Annotated in this window: 23 protein-coding genes; 14 read left to right on the forward strand and 9 right to left on the reverse strand. The window is 60.5% G+C overall.

What is annotated here, in order from left to right; all coding sequences use genetic code 11:
- The first annotated feature begins 4 nt into the window (after positions 1–4).
- Entirely contained in the window at positions 5–1,186 is a 1,182-nt protein-coding gene (locus DXT77_RS18465) for an MFS transporter (RefSeq protein WP_119428694.1), read from the forward strand.
- Here DXT77_RS18465 and DXT77_RS18470 read toward each other — a convergent pair.
- From DXT77_RS18470 to DXT77_RS18480, 3 genes are all read right to left on the reverse strand, one after another.
- Positions 1,131–2,063, reverse strand: a complete 933-nt coding sequence (locus tag DXT77_RS18470) for a DMT family transporter (protein ID WP_119428695.1) — start codon at positions 2,061–2,063, stop codon at positions 1,131–1,133. The two genes, DXT77_RS18465 and DXT77_RS18470, sit on opposite strands and share 56 nt — an antisense overlap.
- Positions 2,064–2,333: 270 nt before the next feature.
- Positions 2,334–2,738 (reverse strand): DUF2177 family protein, encoded by a 405-nt coding sequence (locus DXT77_RS18475; protein ID WP_119428785.1) that lies wholly within the window; start codon positions 2,736–2,738, stop codon positions 2,334–2,336.
- A gap of 45 nt (positions 2,739–2,783) precedes the next feature.
- A complete protein-coding gene (locus DXT77_RS18480; protein ID WP_085710349.1) occupies positions 2,784–3,620 on the reverse strand; it encodes a S1 RNA-binding domain-containing protein in 837 nt (278 codons plus the stop codon).
- A gap of 350 nt (positions 3,621–3,970) precedes the next feature.
- Between DXT77_RS18480 and DXT77_RS18485 the strand changes: the two genes are divergently transcribed.
- The 3 genes from DXT77_RS18485 (at position 3,971) to DXT77_RS18495 (ending at position 6,032) form a co-directional block, all read left to right on the forward strand.
- The gene (locus tag DXT77_RS18485; RefSeq protein WP_016985943.1) at positions 3,971–4,159 is read left to right on the forward strand and encodes a hypothetical protein; all 189 of its coding nucleotides are present in this window, start codon (positions 3,971–3,973) and stop codon (positions 4,157–4,159) included.
- Positions 4,160–4,374: 215 nt separating this feature from the next.
- Positions 4,375–5,091, forward strand: coding sequence for a TorF family putative porin (locus DXT77_RS18490; protein ID WP_119428696.1), 717 nt, complete (start codon positions 4,375–4,377; stop codon positions 5,089–5,091).
- A 71-nt stretch (positions 5,092–5,162) separates the two neighbouring features.
- Positions 5,163–6,032, forward strand: a complete 870-nt coding sequence (locus DXT77_RS18495; RefSeq protein ID WP_119428697.1) for a DUF6279 family lipoprotein — start codon at positions 5,163–5,165, stop codon at positions 6,030–6,032.
- Positions 6,033–6,156: 124 nt separating this feature from the next.
- Here DXT77_RS18495 and DXT77_RS18500 read toward each other — a convergent pair whose 3' ends face one another.
- On the reverse strand, positions 6,157–6,546 hold the full coding sequence (locus tag DXT77_RS18500; protein ID WP_119428698.1) for a transcriptional regulator: 390 nt from the start codon (positions 6,544–6,546) through the stop codon (positions 6,157–6,159).
- Positions 6,547–6,721: 175 nt separating this feature from the next.
- On the opposite strand from DXT77_RS18500, the gene DXT77_RS18505 reads away from it, so the two are divergent.
- The 4 genes from DXT77_RS18505 (at position 6,722) to DXT77_RS18520 (ending at position 9,230) form a co-directional block, all read left to right on the forward strand.
- Positions 6,722–7,456 carry a thioredoxin family protein gene (locus tag DXT77_RS18505; protein WP_119428699.1) on the forward strand — a complete coding sequence of 245 codons (735 nt, stop codon included), beginning with the start codon at positions 6,722–6,724 and terminating at the stop codon, positions 7,454–7,456.
- An 81-nt stretch (positions 7,457–7,537) separates the two neighbouring features.
- Positions 7,538–7,813, forward strand: coding sequence for a hypothetical protein (locus tag DXT77_RS18510; RefSeq protein ID WP_119428700.1), 276 nt, complete (start codon positions 7,538–7,540; stop codon positions 7,811–7,813).
- 220 nt (positions 7,814–8,033) lie between these two features.
- Complete coding sequence (locus DXT77_RS18515; RefSeq protein ID WP_119428701.1) at positions 8,034–8,618, forward strand: papain-like cysteine protease family protein; 585 nt, start codon at positions 8,034–8,036, stop codon at positions 8,616–8,618.
- A 12-nt stretch (positions 8,619–8,630) separates the two neighbouring features.
- On the forward strand, positions 8,631–9,230 hold the full coding sequence (locus tag DXT77_RS18520; protein WP_119428702.1) for a hypothetical protein: 600 nt from the start codon (positions 8,631–8,633) through the stop codon (positions 9,228–9,230).
- Positions 9,231–9,292: 62 nt separating this feature from the next.
- Here DXT77_RS18520 and DXT77_RS18525 read toward each other — a convergent pair whose 3' ends face one another.
- Entirely contained in the window at positions 9,293–10,633 is a 1,341-nt protein-coding gene (locus DXT77_RS18525; RefSeq protein WP_119428703.1) for a DEAD/DEAH box helicase, read from the reverse strand.
- Positions 10,634–10,824: 191 nt separating this feature from the next.
- On the opposite strand from DXT77_RS18525, the gene DXT77_RS18530 reads away from it, so the two are divergent.
- Positions 10,825–12,123, forward strand: coding sequence for a mechanosensitive ion channel family protein (locus tag DXT77_RS18530; protein WP_085710335.1), 1,299 nt, complete (start codon positions 10,825–10,827; stop codon positions 12,121–12,123).
- Positions 12,124–12,187: 64 nt separating this feature from the next.
- Here the strand turns inward: DXT77_RS18530 and DXT77_RS18535 are convergent, their stop codons facing one another.
- Positions 12,188–12,829, reverse strand: coding sequence for a hydrolase (locus tag DXT77_RS18535; protein ID WP_119428704.1), 642 nt, complete (start codon positions 12,827–12,829; stop codon positions 12,188–12,190).
- A gap of 169 nt (positions 12,830–12,998) precedes the next feature.
- Here DXT77_RS18535 and DXT77_RS18540 point away from each other — a divergent pair, with 169 nt between their 5' ends.
- Positions 12,999–13,904, forward strand: a complete 906-nt coding sequence (locus DXT77_RS18540; RefSeq protein WP_085605645.1) for a LysR family transcriptional regulator — start codon at positions 12,999–13,001, stop codon at positions 13,902–13,904.
- Here the strand turns inward: DXT77_RS18540 and DXT77_RS18545 are convergent.
- From DXT77_RS18545 to DXT77_RS18555, 3 genes are all read right to left on the reverse strand, one after another.
- On the reverse strand, positions 13,849–14,730 hold the full coding sequence (locus DXT77_RS18545) for a carboxylate/amino acid/amine transporter (RefSeq protein ID WP_119428705.1): 882 nt from the start codon (positions 14,728–14,730) through the stop codon (positions 13,849–13,851). The genes DXT77_RS18540 and DXT77_RS18545 overlap by 56 nt on opposite strands.
- 212 nt (positions 14,731–14,942) lie before the next feature.
- Positions 14,943–15,542, reverse strand: a complete 600-nt coding sequence (locus DXT77_RS18550; protein WP_119428706.1) for an FMN-dependent NADH-azoreductase — start codon at positions 15,540–15,542, stop codon at positions 14,943–14,945.
- A 169-nt stretch (positions 15,543–15,711) separates the two neighbouring features.
- Positions 15,712–16,026 (reverse strand): 3-phosphoglycerate kinase, encoded by a 315-nt coding sequence (locus DXT77_RS18555; protein ID WP_085710332.1) that lies wholly within the window; start codon positions 16,024–16,026, stop codon positions 15,712–15,714.
- 49 nt (positions 16,027–16,075) lie between these two features.
- Between DXT77_RS18555 and DXT77_RS18560 the strand changes: the two genes are divergently transcribed.
- The 4 genes from DXT77_RS18560 to DXT77_RS18575 all read left to right on the forward strand — a co-directional run bounded on the left by DXT77_RS18560 (position 16,076) and on the right by DXT77_RS18575 (position 20,305).
- Positions 16,076–16,999, forward strand: a complete 924-nt coding sequence (locus tag DXT77_RS18560; protein WP_007956543.1) for a LysR family transcriptional regulator — start codon at positions 16,076–16,078, stop codon at positions 16,997–16,999.
- A 14-nt stretch (positions 17,000–17,013) separates the two neighbouring features.
- Complete coding sequence (locus DXT77_RS18565; protein ID WP_119428707.1) at positions 17,014–17,817, forward strand: alpha/beta fold hydrolase; 804 nt, start codon at positions 17,014–17,016, stop codon at positions 17,815–17,817.
- 3 nt (positions 17,818–17,820) lie between these two features.
- Positions 17,821–18,384 (forward strand): peptidylprolyl isomerase, encoded by a 564-nt coding sequence (locus tag DXT77_RS18570; RefSeq protein ID WP_085700647.1) that lies wholly within the window; start codon positions 17,821–17,823, stop codon positions 18,382–18,384.
- Between the two features lie 88 nt (positions 18,385–18,472).
- Entirely contained in the window at positions 18,473–20,305 is a 1,833-nt protein-coding gene (locus tag DXT77_RS18575; protein ID WP_114881833.1) for an ABC transporter ATP-binding protein, read from the forward strand.
- Positions 20,306–20,407 lie beyond the last annotated feature (102 nt).

Genomic DNA, 20,407 nt, shown 5'->3' on the forward strand with positions numbered 1-20,407 from the left:
GACCATGTCGCCGCTGATTCGCTTATCCGCCAGCTTCATTGCCCTGATGATGGCCATGGGCATCGGGCGTTTCGCCCTCACGCCGCAACTTCCCCACCTGATCAGCGAAGGCCAGATAGACCTGACTGCCGCCGGTCTGATTGCAGCCGCGAACTACCTCGGTTATCTGCTCGGCGCTGTGGACGCGATGTTTTCCCGTCGGCCCGATCAGGTGCAGCGGCGTCTGCACGGTGGCTTGTGGCTGTGTGTGCTCCTGACGCTGGCGTCGTTCTGGGCCAGCGGTTTCTGGTCGCACTTGCTGCTGCGCTTCGGCACCGGTGTGGCGAGTGCCTGGGTGCTGGTGATGATAACTGCGCTGAGTCAGCCGCTGGCTGCGGCGGCGGGTCGCCCACGGTTGGGAGCGCTGGTCTTTGCCGGGCCGGGCCTTGGAATCTTTCTGACGGGGTTGCTGGCGCTGTTCTCGCATCTGGCGCAGCAAACTTCCGCCACTTTGTGGCTGATCTATTCCGCCGTGGCGTTGGTGATGTTGCTGGGGATCGTGCGGATCCTGCCGCAACCGGGTGTCGGCGCCCCGACCGCAGTGACTACCGCCAGCCCATCAAATCGTGGCATTGGGCGATTGGCAGTGGTGTATGCCTTGTACGGCGTGGGCTACATCATTCCGGCCACGTTTCTGTCGCAGATGGCCAATGCGCAGTTTCATGGACAATGGCAGGCGGATCTGTTCTGGCCATGCTTCGGCCTCGGCGCCGCGATTGGCGTGTTGCTGGTGAGTTTGCGCCGGCACGATCCGGAAACCACCCGGCACTGGCTGATGGCGACGTTGTGGCTGCAAGCGGCTGGTGTCTTTGCCTGCCTGCTGGGCAGCGGCCTCGGCCTGGCTTTGGGTGTGATCCTGTGCGGCACGCCGTTCCTGGCCTGCATGCAACTGGTGATGCAGCGCTCCCGGGAGCTGGCGCCCCACGCCACCCAGCGCAACGCCGGCCTGCTCACCGCGTGCTTCGCTGTCGGTCAGCTCAGCGGACCGTTGCTGGCGGCGGTCAGCAGCCACTTCAGCGGTGGCCTGCAACCGGCGCTGGTGATCGCCGGCAGTGGCCTGCTGATTGCCGGCGGTCTGGCGTGGAAACCGCTTACGACTGGCCGAGCGCTTTGCGCAAACGCCGACGCACCCACTGTTCCGCGCTGACGAAGGTGATGCCGAGCAACACCAGCACGGCACCGATGATGAAGTTCAGGCTCAGTTCTTCGCCGAGCAGCACCACGCCAAACGTGACGCCGAACAACGGCGTCATGAAGGAAAACACCGCCAGGTTGGCCGCCAGATAACGGCGCAGCAGCCAGAACCAGGTCAGGTAGCTGAAGAACGACACCACCAGGCCCTGGAACAACACGCTGCCAAGCGCCACGGCGGTCAGGCTGACGTGGGTGATCTGGCCGCTGAGCAGTGCGATCAACAGCAGGCCGACGAAACCGACGATCAACTGGTAAAAAAGCGTCAGCGTCACCGGCGCTTCCGACAGGCGCGAAGCACGCACCACCACGGTGGTCGCGCCCCAACTGGCCCCGGCCAGCACGCCGAGGGCATCGCCCATCAACATGCGGTGATCGAGGTTGTCCCACGACACCCCGCCGGCAAACGCCACGGCAATGCCGACGAACGCCATGAAAATCCCCAGCCATTGCACCGGCCGCAGACGCTCACTGGGCAACAGGAAATGCACACCGAGTGCGGTGAAGATCGGCGCTGTATAGAGGAACACCGACATGTGCGCCGCCGTGGTCAGTTGCAGTCCTTCGGAAATGAACAGGAACTCGAGCCCGAACAAGGCACCGGCCAGCAAGCCGCCGCGCCAGGTCGTGCCGACCTGATCCCAGCCGCCCTTCCAGCAGATCAGCAGTCCTACAAGCAATGCGGAAATCCCCGACCGCCCCGCCGCCTGCATCACCGGCGCGATGTCGCTCGCCGCCCACTTGATCAGCACCTGTTGCACGCCCCAGATCAGGCACAGGCCGATCATCACTTGCAGGGCAAAACCGTCGGCACTGCGCCGACTGACGCTCACCGCAACACCTCGAACACACACGACATGGCAGTTTTTCCAAAGGTCAAAACAAAGCCCCGGCTCTTCGTCCGGGGCGAAAAATGGTCTCGGGGATTATTAACCAGTTGGCCAGAAAAAGCCGTCTGGAAGAGACACTTCATTCTCCTGAAGCGTCAGAGCTGAATGGCTGACGGCTGACGCCGCCGATCGCGAGCAGGCTCGCTCCCACAGGGAAGCGCGATCTCATGTGGGAGCGAGCCTGCTCGCGATGACGTCGGTTCAGGCACAACATTACCCGGCGGATTGGCCAAATCTTCTGGCCACCCTCCATCCCGCCGAACAGGCAATAGCCGTGGCAAACGTCCCCCATGCCCAATCCAGCAACGTCACCTGCACCGACCAGCCGCGAAGCGTCGCCCAGTTGGTCAGATCATAGGTGCCATAAGCGACCAGCCCGAGCAGCGCGCCCATGCGGGCGGCTCGCTGCCAGGTCATCGAAGGCAACACCACAAACGCCACACACCCGAAAACGTACAGGCAATAAAAAACCGCTGCTGGCACCAGCAACGGTTTTTCGAGCATCAGCGAACCGAGCAGTTCGCGATAGGTCGGCGCCATCAGCACGCCGAGCCAGAGGCCGTCGAGCAGTAGAAACGTCAGCAGCGTGGCGACGTAGGCAATCAGTGCTTTTTTCATCTGCCCGACCTCAGGTTGGCCCATGCAACATGGGCCACGTCAGGCTCAGGTTAGTTCAATGCGATCGGCATGAATGACGATCTTGCCTTCCTTGTACAAGGAACCGATGGCCTTCTTGAAGTTGCCCTTGCTGACACCAAACAGACTGCTGATCAGCGCCGGATCGCTCTTGTCGCTGACGGCCAGGGTACCGTTGCTTTCGCGCAACTTGGCGAGAATCTTCGAACTCAGGCTGCTGGCCGCTTCCTGGCCCACCGGCTGCAGGCTCAGGCTGATCTTGCCGTCGGCGCGCACTTCCTTGATGAAGCCTTTTTCGCGCATGCCGGAACGCATGAACTTGAAGATTTCATTCTTGTGGATCAAACCCCAGTGCTTGTTGTTGATGACGGCCTTGAAGCCCATGTCAGTGGCTTCGGCCACCAGCAGATCAACTTCCTGGCCCACGCTGTAGTTAGCCGGGGTCTTGTCGAGGTAGCGATCAAGGCGCGCGGTGGCGGTGATGCGGCGGGTGTGTTTGTCGAGGTAGACATGCACCACGCAGTATTCGCCGGCGGTCATCTGGCGTTTTTCTTCGGAGTAAGGCAGCAGCAGATCCTTCGGCAGGCCCCAATCGAGGAACACACCGATGCTGTTGACTTCAACAACTTTCAAACTGGCAAATTCACCGACCTGAACTTTTGGTTTTTCAGTGGTGGCAATTAGTTTGTCATCGCTGTCCAGATAAATGAAAACATTGAGCCAGTCTTCATCTTCGCTGGGAATATCTTTGGGGATATAACGGTTGGGCAAAAGAATTTCGCCGTCGGCACCGCCGTCCAGATATAAACCGAAGTTAGTGTGTTTAACCACTTGCAAACTGTTGTAGCGCCCGACTAAAGCCATTTCCAATACCCTCATTGCGTGGGCGGCATTCTACCCGGTTTTGCCGGGTTCGTTGGCCGGCAGATGCTCCCGCAAACTGAAAATTGCGCGAAGCCTTGATTTTCCTTGGTTTGCCGCCGCGCAGGCGCCACTCGTCAGACCACCCCGGCGACTCCCCGGCGCGACGCCCTCGCGAAAAATCCACCCTTCCCGATAAATGTTGTTATTTAAAACAGCAGGTTAGCGGGATATTTCTAATAATTAATCGAGAATAATCCACCCGTACGTTGGGTTATCCCGGGGGATATTTACCAAGCAATTGTCAAGTTATTACTGTACGATGCCTGGCCGAGTTACTTTCCTACAGGTTAATGGCCGCCATGCGTGTAAAAGCATCCACCAGCAAAGCAAAGCCAGCTCCAGCCGTTGAAACCAGCGAATCGATCAACGATCAGATCGCGGCATTCCTCAAGTCCGGCGGCGAGATCCAGCAAATTGCCAAGGGCGTCAGCGGCCAGACGTTCGGCCCGTCCAAGCAGATCAGCCTGGGCAAGAAGTAACACCCCGCAACATCCCAGTCCCAAGACGCTTTGAGCTTCGAAGCGTCTGGACCGGAACCCTCGCAAGACCTCTCTCGCGTTTAATCAAACCGACAAAACATCAGAAATCGACGAACGGCCCTCGATGCCGATCATTCGCCGGTATCCTTGCACGCGTCTGGATCAAGCGTTTCAGCAGGTACGTCGGCCTGCGCTCGCTGTTCATGGAGTGACGCATGCTCAAACCTCTCTGTTTATTTCTTGCAGGACTGCTGGCGAGCACGATGGCGCACGCACAGATTTTCCAGCGTGAACTCGGCGACTTCGACCTCAAGCTCGGCACTACGCCCAGCCGCAGCATGGCCCAAGGCCTGGTCAAACCTTCTGCCGCCGGCTCGTTCCACGGCGGCCTCGATCTGAGCCACGACAGCGGCCTCTACGTGGGCCAATACGCGCCGAGCATGGGACTGACGCCGGGCAAGAATCTGGAGATCGACTCCTACGTCGGTTTTAAACAACCTTTCGATCAAACCCTCGGCTACGAAGTCGGGATGATTCACTACAGCTATCCCAAGGTCGACACCCTCGACAGCCAGGAGCTGTTCGGCGGCCTGACCCTGCTCGGCAGCCGTTTCGGCATCGCACTGAGCAACGACCCGGACAAACAGAACAACACCCTGTTTGCCGATCTGGGCGGCAACCAGCCGTTCGGCATCGGGATCAGCATGAAATACACCACCCACCAGCTCAACACGCCGGTCACGGTAGACGGTGGTTATGTCAGCAGTTTTACCGACTGGTCGGTGAAATTTTCCCGGCCGGTGATGGGCATCGACCTGGACCTGATCTACAGCAATTCCAGCCTCAGCGGCAGCGATTGCTCGGCGTACTCCGGGCACAACAGCCAGTGCGACGGGCTGGTCACGCTCAAGGCCGAACGCGCGTTCTATTGATTGGCTGAACTGCCGGGAGCATCCTGCGTTCACATAAGAATCAGACGCCAGGCTTTCGCAAGGACTCGCTCATGTCTCGCTGGTTCAAACACTGCGCCACCCTGTTGATCCTCACCCTCGCCCTCGGCGCGTGCAGCCGCGTCGGCCTGGCCTATCGCAATCTCGACGTGATCATTCCCTGGACGCTCAGCGACTACCTGGACATGACCGGCGAGCAGAAAGGCTGGTTCAACGAACGCCTCAAGGAACACCTGAGTTGGCACTGCACCACGCAATTGCCGGGTTATCTGGACTGGCTGGATCGCCTGCAAACCATGGTCGAAACCAATCAGGTTACCGACGCTGCGCTCCAGGCCCGCACCTTGGAGGCCAAGCAGGCGATTGCCGAAACCGCCCGGGAAATCACCCCGTCGGCCATCGAGCTGCTGCAAGGGCTGGACGACAAACAGGTCGCCGACATGAACGATGCGTTTGCCAAGGATCTGCGCAAACGTCAGCAGGAATATGTGAAACCACCACTGGCCCAGCAGATCGCCGAGCGTGGCGCCCGCATGGACAAGCGCCTCAACGACTGGCTAGGGCCTTTGAGCACCACGCAAGAGCAACGGGTGATGGCGTGGTCGACCGCACTCGGCGACCAGAACACTCAATGGATCGCCAACCGTGCGCACTGGCAACAACAGTTCAGCGCCGCCGTCGCCCAGCGCAAAAGTCCGGAATTCCCACAGCGGATCGAGACCCTTCTGGTCTATCGCGAGCGTTTATGGACAGCGGATTACCGCAAGGCCTACGCCGACACCGAAGCCCAGGCGCGCTCGCTGGCGGTGGATCTGATGGCAGAAAGCACACCGCAACAACGCCAGCGCCTGTTGAAGAAAATCGAAGGAGTGCGCAAGGACTTCAATGATTTGAAGTGTTTGAAGGCCGCACAAAAAAGCTGAGATCACTGTAAAAACCAATGTGGGAGCGAGCCTGCTCGCGATAGCGGCCTGGCAGTCAAAAACAGTTTGGCTGAAAAATCGCTATCGCGAGCAGGCTCGCTCCCACAGTTTTTTTTGCAAAGCCTCAGGCGATCTGCGCTTTGGATGCCACGTGATCAAACGTCGCCTCATCCAGCGCATCCTCCTGTTCATCCAGCACCTGACGCGGATGATCATTACCGGGAATGCTGCTGTCGATCAGGCTCAACAGGCTCGACCCCCGCAGGGTCAGGCTGAAGTTGTTGCCGGTACTGCCATCTTCTTCGCGAGGGGTTATGTAACCACGATCCAGCAGCAGTTTCTCGTAGTCACAGGCAAGGGTTTTCAGGTGATCCAGATTCTCGATCGGCTCGCCTGCTGCCGCCTTGTCAGCCGCATAGTCTTCGGCAAAGGTCCGGGGTGCAAAGCTGTGGCCTGCGCCGTTCTGCACTTCATGCAGCAGGCGTTCAATCAAATCCCAGTTATAAGTCGTCATCCTGATTCAACCTCCGGTGCGCGTGATTAATGGCGCTTTCATAGGTTGTGACCCGAGTGGGCAATAGCCGTTCAGCTTGATGTGCGGCACCGACCGACCGGCGGTCTGTCGATTTCCGACGGCTTCAAGCGACTAGTCTGAGACAGACGGTTTAAACCCCGCAGGAGAAATCATCATGAACGTTGAGAATCATAAGGTGGTGTCGCGCGAAGAATGGCTCGCCGCCCGCAAGCAGCATCTGGCCGATGAAAAAGCCTTCACCAAAGAACGCGACCGCCTCAGCGCCAAACGCCGCGCGCTGCCGTGGGTGAAAGTCGACAAGGACTATCGCTTCATGGGGCCGGACGGCGAATTGAAACTCGCCGACCTGTTCGGCCAGCACAGCCAGCTCATCGTCTATCACTTCATGTTCGCCAAGGGCTGGGAAGAAGGCTGCCAGGGCTGCTCCTTCCTCGCCGATCACTTCGACGGCGCCAATCTGCACCTGGCCCATCACGACATAGCGCTGGTGGCTGTGTCCCACGCGCCATTTGCCGAATTCCAGGCGTTCAAGCGGCGGATGGGCTGGAAGTTCGACTGGGTGTCGTCGGACGGTTCCGATTTCAACTACGACTTCGGCGTGTGCGCCCGTGCTGAAGATGCCGAAGCCGGAAAGGCTACGTACAACTATGAAAAGACTGACAGTGGCGAAGAGGAAATGCCGGGGCTGAGCATGTTCTATCGCGCCAATGACGGCGAGATATTCCACACCTACTCAACCTACGCCCGGGGCCTGGACATGCTCGTCGGCGCCTACAACTTTCTCGACCTCACGCCAAAAGGGCGGAACGAGGACGAGATCATGGAGTGGGTGAGGCATCACGATCGCTATGACGGAGAACACAAATCCAGTTGCTGCCACGGCGACTGAGCCGGCAAAGACACTGAACTTTTCACGGGTCACGGCCCTCAACCGGTTAACCCGCCTTAACCGGATCTGAGGCCTGCCACCATGAAAACCCTGCTCCCCCTCACACTCGCCACCACCCTCGCCTGCGCCCTGCCCGTGTGGGCCTGCACGCCCGAAGAGGCCACCGCCAAACGCGAACAACTGGCTCAGGAAGTGGCAAAGCTCACCGAGCAAAACCCGGCCAAGGCCAAGGAAATCAATGCCGAGCTGCAGAAAATGGACCTGGGCACCGCCTCTGCCGATCTGCCGGACAAATGCCAGTTGATCGATCAACGCTTGAAGGAGCTGGATTCGGCCGAGCATAAAACCGAGGGTTAACGGCCTCGGGCTTCAGCCTCCACCACAAAGGACATGCTCAAAGCAGTGTCCTTTCGTCCGTATAATTGCACTTGTGCATTTATTTATTTGCACAAATGCATATTCAGACCTAGGGTTACCTCGAGCCTGCTCGGAACCCGCCGCAGAAGTGGCCCCCCTTAACCGCCGACGGCTCGTAATACATGCAGGACATTTGTTTTCATTCATGGAGGATTGAAAAATGTTAACCACTGAAACAACGCAGCTCATCGGCAACACCCTGCCCGGGTGCCTGATCGGCCATCTGCTCGACGCGCAACTGGTCGAGGTTGAAGCCGCGCCACAGGCCGAGGCCCTGGCGGCCTCTAGCCTGAACTTCACGATGCAGCAACAGACCCAGACCAACTGGTGCTGGGCAGCGGTTTCCGCTTCGGTCGGCAACTATTACGGCACCGGGTCCTGGACCCAGTGCGGCGTAGCCAGCACCCAATTGAACCGCAACTGCTGCAGCCAGCCGGGGCCGTGCAACGTCTACGGCTATCTGGATTCGGCCCTGCAAACCACCCGCAGCTACAACGGGATGAATCAGGGTTCGTTGCAGATGTCGGCCATCCAGAACCAGATCAACATGGGCCGGCCTGTCGGTCTGCGCTGTGCCTGGTACGGTGGCGGTGCGCACTTCCTGACGATCTATGGCACCAACGGCAACTACGTGCTGGTTGCGGATTCGATCTACGGCTATTCGACTCGCGCACTGAGCTCGTTCCCCGGTTCCTACAACGGCGGCGGCAACTGGACCCACACTTACTTCACGGCGAAAAACTAGGAGGGCGACATCATGCAACTGACTTATCCAAAGGCGCCTTCCAACGGCGTTCAGACCTTGCGTCCGGTGTTGCAAGCGGCGCTGCAAACCCAGGGCTTTGGCATCAATCGCCAGTTCGCCAGTGCGGCGCCGGCGAAGATCAGCCTGAGCGAGGCCTATCGCGGCTACTCGCTCAGCCTTGAGGATCTGAGCCAGGGCAAAGGCCTGAAGGACGCCCGGGTCGGTGACTGGCATTACCTGGTGTTTGCCGACGGCGTGTCGATTGCCGATGCGCAATTGGCCGAAGTCCGCGGTCACGTCGAGTTTGCCTCGTTGAACCACGGCAACCTGGCGGCCGCCACGGTCGATGCGCTGAAGCTGGCCGAGCAATCGCCGCAGTTGCAGGGCAAAACCGTCGAGCTGCGAGTGCTGTTCGTTTCGGCGCTGCAGGTCGTGGCGATCTGGCTGCACGCGGCCGGTGAAGATGTGCTGATCCCGATCGAGCCGACGCCCCAGGAGCTGGCCCTGACCGGGCTGTACAGCGAGGCCGCCCTGCTCGCGCAGCTCAAACCGAAGGCGGATCAGGCCAAGCAACGCTTTGACGCCGACACCCGTGGGCAACTGGGCAGCTGATAAACGCAGGCAATAAAAAACCCGGACACTGTCCGGGTTTTTTATTGCCTGCCTGAAACGCCTTACTCGGCCGCAGGTGCTGCCGGCTTGCGGCGTTTGAGCGGGGCCATGCCGTCGCTGCTCACCAGAGAATCCGGTTTCGGACGGTTAGCGCTCTTGCGCTTGGTCGGGGTCTTGGCGGCGGCTTTTTTCTTGTCGCCCTTGGCGTCGGTCTTTTTCTTCTTCACACCGACGGCCTTGCCCGAGGCCTTGACCTTCTTCGGTCCGCCGTAGGTGCCTTTGACTTCCTTGATGGTGCGGCGCTCGAAGCTCTGCTTCAGATAACGCTCGATGCTCGACATCAGGTTCCAGTCGCCGTGGCAGATCAGCGAGATCGCCAGACCGTCGTTGCCGGCACGGCCGGTACGACCGATGCGGTGTACGTATTCGTCGCCGCTGCGTGGCATGTCGAAGTTGATCACCAGGTCCAGGCCATCAACGTCCAGACCACGGGCCGCCACATCGGTAGCCACCAGGATCTTCACGCCGCCCTGCTTCAGACGGTCGATCGCCAGTTTGCGATCCTTCTGGTCTTTCTCGCCGTGCAGCACGAACGCCTTGTATTCCTGGGCGACGAGGCGACCGTAGATGCGGTCGGCCATGACCCGGGTGTTGGTGAAGACGATAGCCTTCTGATAGGTCTCGTTGGCCAGCAGCCAGTTGACGATCTGTTCTTTGTGCTGGTTGTGGTCGGCAGTGATGATCTGCTGACGGGTGGTGTCGTTCAGCTGGCTGACCGCGTTGAGCTGCAGGTGCTCAGGGTTGTTCAGCACCTTGGCGATCATCTCGCGCAGGCCGGAACCGCCGGTGGTAGCGGAGAACAGCATGGTCTGCTGACGGTTCGGGCATTCGTCGACCAGACGCTGCACGTCTTCGGCGAAACCCATGTCGAGCATGCGGTCGGCTTCGTCGAGCACCAGCACTTCGACTTCTTTCAGATCGAGGTTGCCGGCGTTCAGTTGCTCGATCATCCGGCCCGGGGTGCCGATCAGGATGTCCGGCACCTTGCGCAGCATGGCGGCCTGGACCTTGAAGTCTTCACCGCCGGTGATCAGGCCGGACTTGATGAAAGTGAACTGCGAAAAGCGCTCGACTTCCTTCAGGGTCTGCTGGGCCAGTTCGCGGGTCGGCAGCAGGATCAGGGTCTTGATGCTGACGCGGATCTTGGCCGGGCCGATCAGGCGGTTGAGGATCGGCAGGACAAACGCGGCGGTCTTGCCGCTACCGGTTTGCGCCGTCACCCGCAGGTCACGCCCCTGAAGCGCCAGCGGAATGGCCGCGGCTTGCACAGGCGTTGGCTCGACAAATTTCAGCTCGGCCACGGCTTTGAGCAGGCGTTCGTGCAGGGCGAATTGGGAAAACACGGGTGCTACCTCGAAGATATGCAGAAAAACAGCTGCATAGGTTACCGGTTTCGAGCGCTCAGGCCGAGTTTCTTTATGAAATCAGCCGCAATCAGTGGCTTTTTTGTTGCTCGATTTGTCTCCAACGGTAATACACAGCGTCTTAAATGCTCTAATCGCCCGTCGCGTCCTACAGAAGAATCGTTGCCCTCATGGATTTCAAACAGCTCTGGCTCAACGCCCAAGACCTCTGGGGTGCCCTCGATCAGCACCCGCTCCTGCACGCCGGCCTGGCACTGATCCTGTTGCTGGTGATCGCGCTGGTCCTCGGACGAGTGGCGCGTTACCTGATCCTGCATGCCAGCCGCATGCTCGGTCGCCAGCCCGCGCTGCACTGGATCAACGACTTTCGGCATAACAAGGTGTTTCAGCGTCTGGCGCAGATGACGCCGTCGCTGGTGATCCAGTTCGGCCTGCACCTGGTGCCGGAACTGAGCAAAACCGCCATGGTGTTCCTCGGCAACGTCGCGCTGGCGTTCACCATTCTGTTCCTGCTGCTGTCGGTCAGCGCCCTGCTCAATGCCCTGCTGGACATCTACGCCCGCACCGAACACGCCCGCACCCGCTCGATCAAGGGGTATGTGCAACTGGCAAAAATGGTCCTGTACGTGTTCGGCGCGATCATCATCGTCGCCACCCTGATCGACCGCTCGCCGTTGTTGCTGCTGTCCGGTCTGGGTGCGATGTCGGCGGTGATCCTGTTGGTCTACAAGGACACCCTGCTGTCGTTCGTCGCCAGTGTGCAACTCACCAGCAACGACATGCTGCGGGTCGGCGACTGGATCGAAATGCCGCAAGTCGGCGCCGATGGCGACGTGGTCGACATCACCCTGCACACGGTCAAGGTGCAGAATTTCGACAAGACCATCGTCTCGATCCCGACCTGGCGCCTGATGTCCGAGTCGTTCCGAAACTGGCGCGGCATGCAGCAGTCCGGCGGGCGGCGGATCAAGCGCAGTCTGTTCATCGACGCCAGCGGTGTGCGTTTCATCCGCGACGATGAAGAAGAGAAACTGTCCCAGGTGCACCTGCTGACCGCCTACATGGGCCGCAAGAAAGCCGAACTCAAGGCCTGGAACGAAGCGCAGGGCAACGTCGCGGCAATGTCGGCCAACCGCCGGCGCATGACCAACATCGGCACCTTCCGCGCCTATGCCTTGGCTTACTTGAAGAGCCACCCGGAGATCCAGCCGAACATGACCTGCATGGTCCGCCAGATGCAGACCACGGCCCAAGGCATTCCGCTGGAAATCTACTGCTTTACCACCACCACGGTGTGGGCCGATTACGAGCGGATCCAGGGGGATATTTTCGATTACCTGCTGGCGGTGCTGCCGGAGTTTGGCTTGAGCCTGTATCAGCAGCCGAGCGGTGGGGATTTGCGTTCCGGGATACTGCCGGCAGTCCTTGGCGCGAGCCACATTCCAGAAGCCGAGAAGCATCTGATGTAGCGCTTTCTTCAGCGCAAAAAAAAGACGCAACCCGGGTTGCGTCTTTTTTTGTCCGGCCGACTTGTCAGGCCCGCCGCTGCGGTGCCTTGTGCACCATGGTGTAGGCGTAGTCGACGCCCATGCCGTACGCACCGCTGTGTTCCAGCACCAGGTCCATCACCGCCTGATAAGTGTCTTTGTGCGCCCAGTCACGCTGGTACTCGAGCAGCACTTGCTGCCAGGTCACCGGTACTGCGCCGGCCTGAATCATCCGCTGTACCGACATGTCGTGGGCTTCTTTGGTAGTGCCGCCGGACGCGTCGGTGACGATGTACACCTCGTAGCCTTCGGCCAGGGCTTCCAGTGCCGGGAAGGTCAGGCAGACCTCGGTCCACAGTGCGGCGATGATCAGTTTCTTGCGGCCGGTGGCCTTCACCGCGTCAACCAGCGCCTTGTCTTCCCAGGAGTTCATCGAGGTGCGCTCGATCGGCTTCTGCTCCGGGTGCACCGCCAGCAGTTCCGGCCAGATGTAGCCGCTGAAGCTTTCGGTTTCGACCGAGGTGTAGATGGTCGGCACGTTGAAGATCTTGGCGGCCTTGGCCAGGCCGACGGTGTTGTTCTTCAGGGTCTGGCGGTCGATCGACTGCACGCCGAAAGCCATTTGCGGCTGGTGGTCGATCAGGATCAGGGCGGAGTTGGTCGGGTTCAGCAGTTCACGGATAGACATGGCGCGTTCCTTTTGATGTCGATTCAGAGTTTCGATTGGGTAATGGGTGAGTCGAGTGGCTCGCCGTCTTCGGCGTTGTTGTCTCGGCTTGGATGTCACTTTAGGGGCTAGCCGATAAAGGGACAATTCCATAAAATCGAGAATCATTGATTCCAAAAAAGGGACAATCATGGATCGCATCGAATGCATGCGCGCCTTCGTGGTGACAGTCGGCGAGAACGGCTTCGCGGCCGCCGCCCGGGCCATGGACGTGCCCCGCTCGAAAGTCAGCAAACAGATTCAGGCGCTGGAAGAAGCCATCGGTGTGCAACTGCTGCAACGCACCACCCGCAGCCTGCACCTGACCGAGGCTGGCGCGGAGTATTTCGAAGCGGCGCGGGAAGTGATTGCGGCACTGGACGAGGCCGAGCAGCGAGCCCGGGACGGGGTTGGCGAATTGCGCGGGGTGTTGCGGGTGAACGCACCGATGTCGTTCGGCCTGCGGCGGCTGGGCAAGCTGATTCCGCTGTTCCACGAGCAGCACCCGAACATCGAGTTACAACTGGTGCTCAGCGATCAGCAGGTCGATCCGGTGCGCGGCGGGTTCGACGTGACCATCCGCATCGCCAGCCTTCCCGACTCGACCATGATCGCCCGGCAACTGGCGCCAGCGCCGCGGATCATGGTCGCCTCCCCCGCTTACCTCGAACGCGCGGGCACGCCACAGACCCCGCAGGATCTGCGCTCGCATCAATGCTTGAACTACGGCTATCTGCAGAGCGGCGTCAGCCTGCAACTGTGCAACGGCAAGGAAACCCAACGGGTCAACGTCACCGGGCCGCTGCACGCCAACAACGGCGACCTGCTGGCGCAAGCGGCCGAGGCCGGCATGGGCATCGCGCTGCTGCCGGACTTTATCGTCGAAGAAGCACTCGCGGCCGGGCGACTGGTGCCGGTGCTGTGCGAATGGCAAGCCCCGGCGATCACCATCAACGCGGTGTATTCGTCAGCGCGACGGGTGCCGCAGAAGACCCGCGCGTTTATCGAGTTTCTGGTGGGGCAACTGGCGCCGGCCTGCGAATCCCCAACCGGCTGATCCACACCGCCGCCAGAATCACGCCGCCACCGAGGAACAACCGCCCCAGTTCCTCATGCTGATTCCAGATCAGCAGGTTCAGCAGCAACCCCACCGGCACGTGCAGGTTGTTCATCACCGCCAGGGTGCCGCCGTTGACCAGGCACGCACCCTTGTTCCACCAGTACAGACCGAGTGCGGTCGAGACCAGACCGAGGAACACCAGCACACCCCATTGCAGCGGCGCTTCGGGCAGGAAGCTGGATTTGCCGAACAGCAGGAACGCCGGCAATGCCACCGCCAATGCGCCAAGGTAGAAGAAACCGAAGCGCCGGTAGTGCGGCAGATCGCTCGGGTGCTTGGCCACCAGATGCTTGTACAGCACCTGCCCGGCGGCGTAGGTGAAGTTGGCCAGTTGCAGCAGCAGAAAGCCCATGAAGAAGTCCGGGTTGATCCGGTCGTAGCGAATCACCGCCGCGCCTGCGACCGCCACCAGTGCGGCGATCAGCGCCCACGGGTTGAAACGGCGGTTCAGCGCGTCTTCGATCAGAGTCACGTGCAACGGCGTGAGGATGGTGAACAGCAGCACTTCCGGCACCGTCAGCACCCGGAAGCTCAGGTACAGGCAGACGTAGGTCACGCCGAACTGCAACGCGCCGATCAGCAGCATGCCGCGCATGAACGCCGGTTCCACCGAGCGCCAGCGCGTCAGCGGGATGAACACCAGCCCGGCCAGCACCACACGCACCAGCACCGCGAAGTAGCTGTCGACATGCCCGGCCAGGTATTCGCCGATCAGACTGAAGGAAAACGCCTGGATCAGCGTGACAATAAGTAGATAGCCCATGGTCGCCTCGATTTCGAATGGCGGCGACGATAGCGGTTTTTGCCGGCCATCGCTAAATCCCGGGCAAAAAAAAGCCCGATCTCGCTAAAGCGTTCAATCGGGCTACAGCACTCAGGAGCAACAAGTGCAAAGGGAGGTTCGATGCGCGTAGAGCCTTGAAGGGGTTGCGCCAGGTCACTAGAACAATCGGCGATTATCTGGCGATTAACATATCAAGCGACCTGGGACAGTTTGGCGTTGGCCTGGTTGAGGCCTTTCTCCTGGAAGTCGCCGCCCAGGTTCATGCCTTCGGCGTGGATGAAGGTCACGTCGTGGATGCCGATGAAACCCATCACCTGACGCAGGTACGGTTCCTGGTGATCCGCCGGACCGCCGGCGTAGATGCCACCGCGAGCAGTCAACACGTACGCACGCTTGCCGCTGAGCAGGCCTTGCGGACCGGTTTCGGTGTACTTGAAGGTCACGCCGGCACGCAGCACGTGGTCGAGCCAGGCTTTCAGGGTGCTCGGTATGGCGAAGTTGTACATCGGCGCAGCCATCACCAGCACGTCGGCGGCCAGCAGTTCGTCGGTCAGTTCGTTGGAGCGATCCAGCGAGGATTGTTCGTTGGCGTTGCGCTGGTCAGCGGATTTCATCCAGCCGCCCAGCAGGTTGCTGTCCAGGTGTGGCACCGGGTTCACGGCGAGGTCACGGACGGTGATCTGATCGGCCGGATGTGCAGCTTTCCACTGACTGATGAAAGTCTGAGTCAGTTGACGGGAAACCGAGTCTTGCTGGCGGGCGCTGCTTTCGATGATCAGAACGCGGGACATGGTGTGTAGCCTCCATCCGAGAATGTTGTAAGTCGATGGAGTGAAGGTTAAACAGAGTCGTATCGATGAAAAAGCGCAAATAATTGCTGCAAACCATCGAAATATTCGTTTAGATGCAAGCTACACCTGCAGGAGCGGGCTGACTCGCTCCCACAGAAAGGCAAAACCGCTATTTCGGGTTGCAGCTCAGCTCGACGCGCAGCTTGATGATCTCGCGGGAGAACTTGGCGGTGGCGTTGGTATGTTTGCCGGCCGGCACCTCGATATTGCGGGTGCGCGGCGCCTCCGGGCCATTGCTGAACACGACTTTGCAGACCGCGTCGACCTCGCCGTAGTTGGCGACCCGGATGGAGCCGATGTCTTTATCGGTATCGAAGGACTCGTAGTCGATCTTCAGGCCATTGAGATTCTTCTGCACATCGATCGGATACGCAAACGCGGTCAGCGGCAGCAACGCCAGTACCACACAACAGAATTTTTTCATTCGGCAGTCTCCATGAGGGACAGCCAGCTTAGGACAAGAGGAGCTATCGATGAAAGCGCCCCGCGTGACCCTTGATCAATGGCGAACGTTGCAGGCGGTGGTTGACCACGGCGGATTCGCCCAGGCCGCCGAAGCGTTGCACCGTTCGCAATCGTCGGTGAGCTACACCGTTGCCCGCATGCAGGATCAGCTCGGTGTGCCGTTGCTGCGCATCGACGGCCGCAAGGCAGTGCTGACTGAAGCCGGCGGCGTGCTGCTGCGGCGTTCGCGACAACTGGTGAAACAGGCCAGCCAACTGGAAGACCTCGCTCATCACATGGAGCAAGGGTGGGAAGCCGAAGTCCGGCTGGTGGTCGACGCTGCCTACCCGAGCGCCCGCCTCGTTCGCGCACTGACCGCGTTCATGCCGCAGAGCCGTGGCTGCCGCGTGCGTCTGCGTGAAGAAGTGCTGTCGGGTGTCGAGGAGGTGTTGCTCGAAGGCGTGGCCGATCTGGCGATCACCGGCCTGAGCATTCCCGGCTACCTCGGCGCGGAGTTGAGCGATGTGGAATTTGTCGCCGTCGCCCACCCCGAACACGCGCTGCATCGGCTGAACCGTGAACTGAATTTCCAGGACCTGGAAACCCAGATGCAAGTGGTGATCCGCGACTCCGGCCGCCAGCAGCCCCGGGACGTCGGCTGGCTCGGCGCCGAACAGCGCTGGACCGTCGGCAGCCTCGCCACCGCCGCCAATTTCGTCTCCAGCGGCCTGGGGTTCGCCTGGCTGCCACGGCACATGATCGAACGGGAATTGAAGGAAGGCCTGCTCAAGCTGCTACCGTTGGATCAGGGCGGCAGCCGCAATCCGAGTTTCTATCTGTATTCGAACAAGGACAAACCGCTGGGCCCGGCTTCGCAGATCCTCGTCGAACTGCTGCGCACCTTCGACACCTTGCCGCTGGACGCACCGTTCGCCGCCCCCGAACAAGCCTGACACGGAGTTCACCGATGGCGTATTTCGAGCATGAAGGCTGCAACCTGCACTACGAGGAATATGGCCACGGCGATCCGTTGCTGCTGGTTCACGGGCTCGGCTCCAGCACGCTGGACTGGGAAATGCAGATCCCGGCACTGGCCGCGCAATACCGGGTGATCGTCCCGGACGTGCGCGGCCACGGCCGCTCCGACAAGCCCCGCGAGCGCTACAGCATCGCCGGTTTCAGCGCCGACATTGTCGCCCTGATCGAACATTTGAAGCTCGGCCCGGTGCACTACGCCGGGCTGTCCATGGGCGGCATGATCGGCTTCCAGTTCGCTGTCGATCAGCCGCAGATGCTCAAGAGCCTGACCATCGTCAACAGCGCGCCCGAGGTCAAGGTGCGCAGTCGCGACGACTATTGGCAGTGGTTCAAGCGCTGGAGCCTGATGCGTTTGCTGAGTCTGGCCACCATCGGCAAGGCCTTGGGCGCCAAACTGTTCCCCAAACCGGAGCAGGCGGATTTGCGCCAGAAGATGGCCGAGCGCTGGGCAAAAAACGACAAACGTGCTTATCTCGCCAGCTTCGATGCGATTGTTGGCTGGGGGGTTCAGGAACGACTTTCGAGGATCTCCTGTCCAACGCTCGTCATCAGCGCCGACCGGGACTACACCCCCGTCTCGCTGAAAGAAACCTATGTCAGACTGCTGCCCGATGCACGGCTGGTGGTGATCGCCGATTCGCGCCACGCCACCCCGCTCGATCAACCCGAACGCTTCAATCAAACGCTGCTGGCGTTTCTCGCCACAGCCGATATTCACCCTCAGGATCACTGAACCATGCTGAAAAAACTCGCCCTCGCCGCCGGCACCGTGCTGTTCGCCGCCAACCTGATGGCTGCCACGCCGGCCAAGGCGCCACACGTCGAACTGGTGACCACCAATGGCACCATCGAAATCGAGCTGGATCCGGTCAAGGCGCCGATCAGTACCAAGAACTTCCTCGATTACGTCGACAGCGGTTTCTACACCAACACCATTTTCCACCGCGTGATCCCGGGCTTCATGGCCCAGGGCGGCGGCTTCACCCAGCAGATGCAACAGAAAGAAACCAAGGCACCGATCAAGAACGAAGCCAGCAACGGTCTGCACAACGTTCGCGGCACCCTGTCGATGGCCCGTACTTCCGATCCGAACTCGGCCACCAGCCAGTTCTTCATCAACGTCGCCGACAACGCGTTCCTCGATCCGGGCCGCGACGCCGGTTACGCGGTGTTCGCCAAAGTGGTCAAGGGCATGGACGTGGTCGACATCATCGTCAACTCCCAGACCACTACCAAACAGGGCATGCAAAACGTGCCTGTCGACCCTGTGATCATCAAGTCGGCCAAGCGCATCGACTAAGCTTTACAGGGCATATCGAGCGGCGACGGTTGAACACCGCGCCGCTCACACTGATAAAAGGAGAGCCCGTACTCCGGGCGGTTATCTGATGCTCTATCGCCGTTTCGAACAACTGATCGACATATTCCGTGACGCGCCTACGGCATCCCCGCCGGACCGTGTTCTGCCCTTCTATACCTATTACCTGAAGCAGGTCTGGCCGAGTTTCGCCGCCCTGCTGATCGTCGGCCTGTTCGGTGCCCTGATCGAAGTGGCGCTGTTCAGCTACCTGAGCCGCATCATCGACCTTGCACAAGGCACGCCGAACGTCGATTTCTTCAAGGTGCATGGCGCCGAACTGGCGTGGATGGCCGTGGTGGCCCTGCTCCTGCGACCGCTGTTCCTGGCCCTGCACGACATGCTGGTGCACCAGACCCTGAGCCCGAGCATGACCAGCCTCATCCGCTGGCAGAACCACAGTTACGTGCTCAAGCAGAGCCTGAATTTCTTCCAGAACGACTTCGCCGGGCGCATCGCCCAGCGCATCATGCAGACCGGCAACTCGCTGCGTGACTCTGCGGTGCAGGCGGTGGATGCGTTGTGGCACGTGCTGATCTACGCGATCAGCTCGCTGGTGCTGTTCGCCGAAGCCGACTGGCGCCTGATGATCCCGCTGCTGACGTGGATCGCAGCCTACATCGGCGCGCTCTACTACTTCGTGCCACGGGTCAAGGACCGCTCCGTCGCCGCTTCCGACGCGCGCTCGAAACTGATGGGGCGCATTGTCGACGGCTACACCAACATCGCTACCCTGAAGCTGTTCGCCCACACCAACTTCGAACAGCACTACGCCCGCGAAGCGATTCAGGAGCAGACCGAAAAAGCCCAGCTGGCCGGCCGCGTAGTCACCAGCATGGACGTTGCCATCACCACCATGAACGGCCTGCTGATCGTCGGCACTACGGGGCTGGCCCTGTGGCTGTGGACGCAATCGGTGATCAGCGTCGGCGCCATCGCCCTGGCCACCGGCCTGGTGATCCGTATCGTCAACATGTCCGGCTGGATCATGTGGGTGGTCACCGGGATCTTCGAGAACATCGGCATGGTCCAGGACGGCCTGCAGACCATCTCGCAACCGGTCAGCGTCACCGACCGCGAACAGGCCAAACCGCTGGCCGTGGCCCGTGGCGAAGTGCGTTTCGAGCACGTGGATTTTCACTACGGCAAGAAGAAAGGCATCATCGGCGACCTCAACCTGACCATCAAACCCGGCGAGAAAATCGGCCTGATCGGCCCGTCCGGCGCCGGTAAATCGACCCTGGTCAACCTGCTGCTGCGCTTGTACGACGTCGAGGGCGGGCGGATCCTGATCGACGGCCAGAACATCGCCGAAGTCGGCCAGGAAAGCCTGCGCGCGCGGATCGGCATGATCACTCAGGACACCTCGCTGCTGCACCGTTCGATCCGCGACAACTTGCTGTACGGCAAGCCTGACGCCACCGACGCCGAACTCTGGGAAGCGGTGCGCAAGGCCCGGGCCGACGAGTTCATACCGCTGCTGTCGGATGCCGAAGGACGCACCGGATTCGATGCCCACGTCGGCGAGCGCGGCGTCAAACTGTCCGGCGGTCAGCGCCAACGGATCGCGATTGCCCGGGTGCTGCTCAAGGACGCGCCGATCCTGATCATGGACGAAGCGACCTCGGCACTGGACTCGGAAGTCGAAGCGGCGATCCAGGAAAGCCTGGAAACCCTGATGCAGGGCAAGACCGTGATCGCCATTGCCCACCGCCTCTCGACCATTGCCCGCATGGACCGGCTGGTGGTGCTGGAGAACGGCAGGATCGCCGAGACCGGCAACCATGCCGAACTGCTGGCCCACGGCGGATTGTACGCACGGCTATGGGCGCACCAGACCGGAGGGTTTGTCGGCATCGATTGATCCGCCACGAAACGCAAAAACCGCCACAGCCCTTCCACCACGGGCTCTGGCGGTTTTTTCATGGCTGCTGGAAATCCCCGTATTCCCTGCTGTACTCAGCGA

Origin of the sequence: Pseudomonas sp. 91RF, from assembly GCF_003576265.1 — a bacterium.
Lineage (GTDB): Bacteria > Pseudomonadota > Gammaproteobacteria > Pseudomonadales > Pseudomonadaceae > Aquipseudomonas > Aquipseudomonas kribbensis.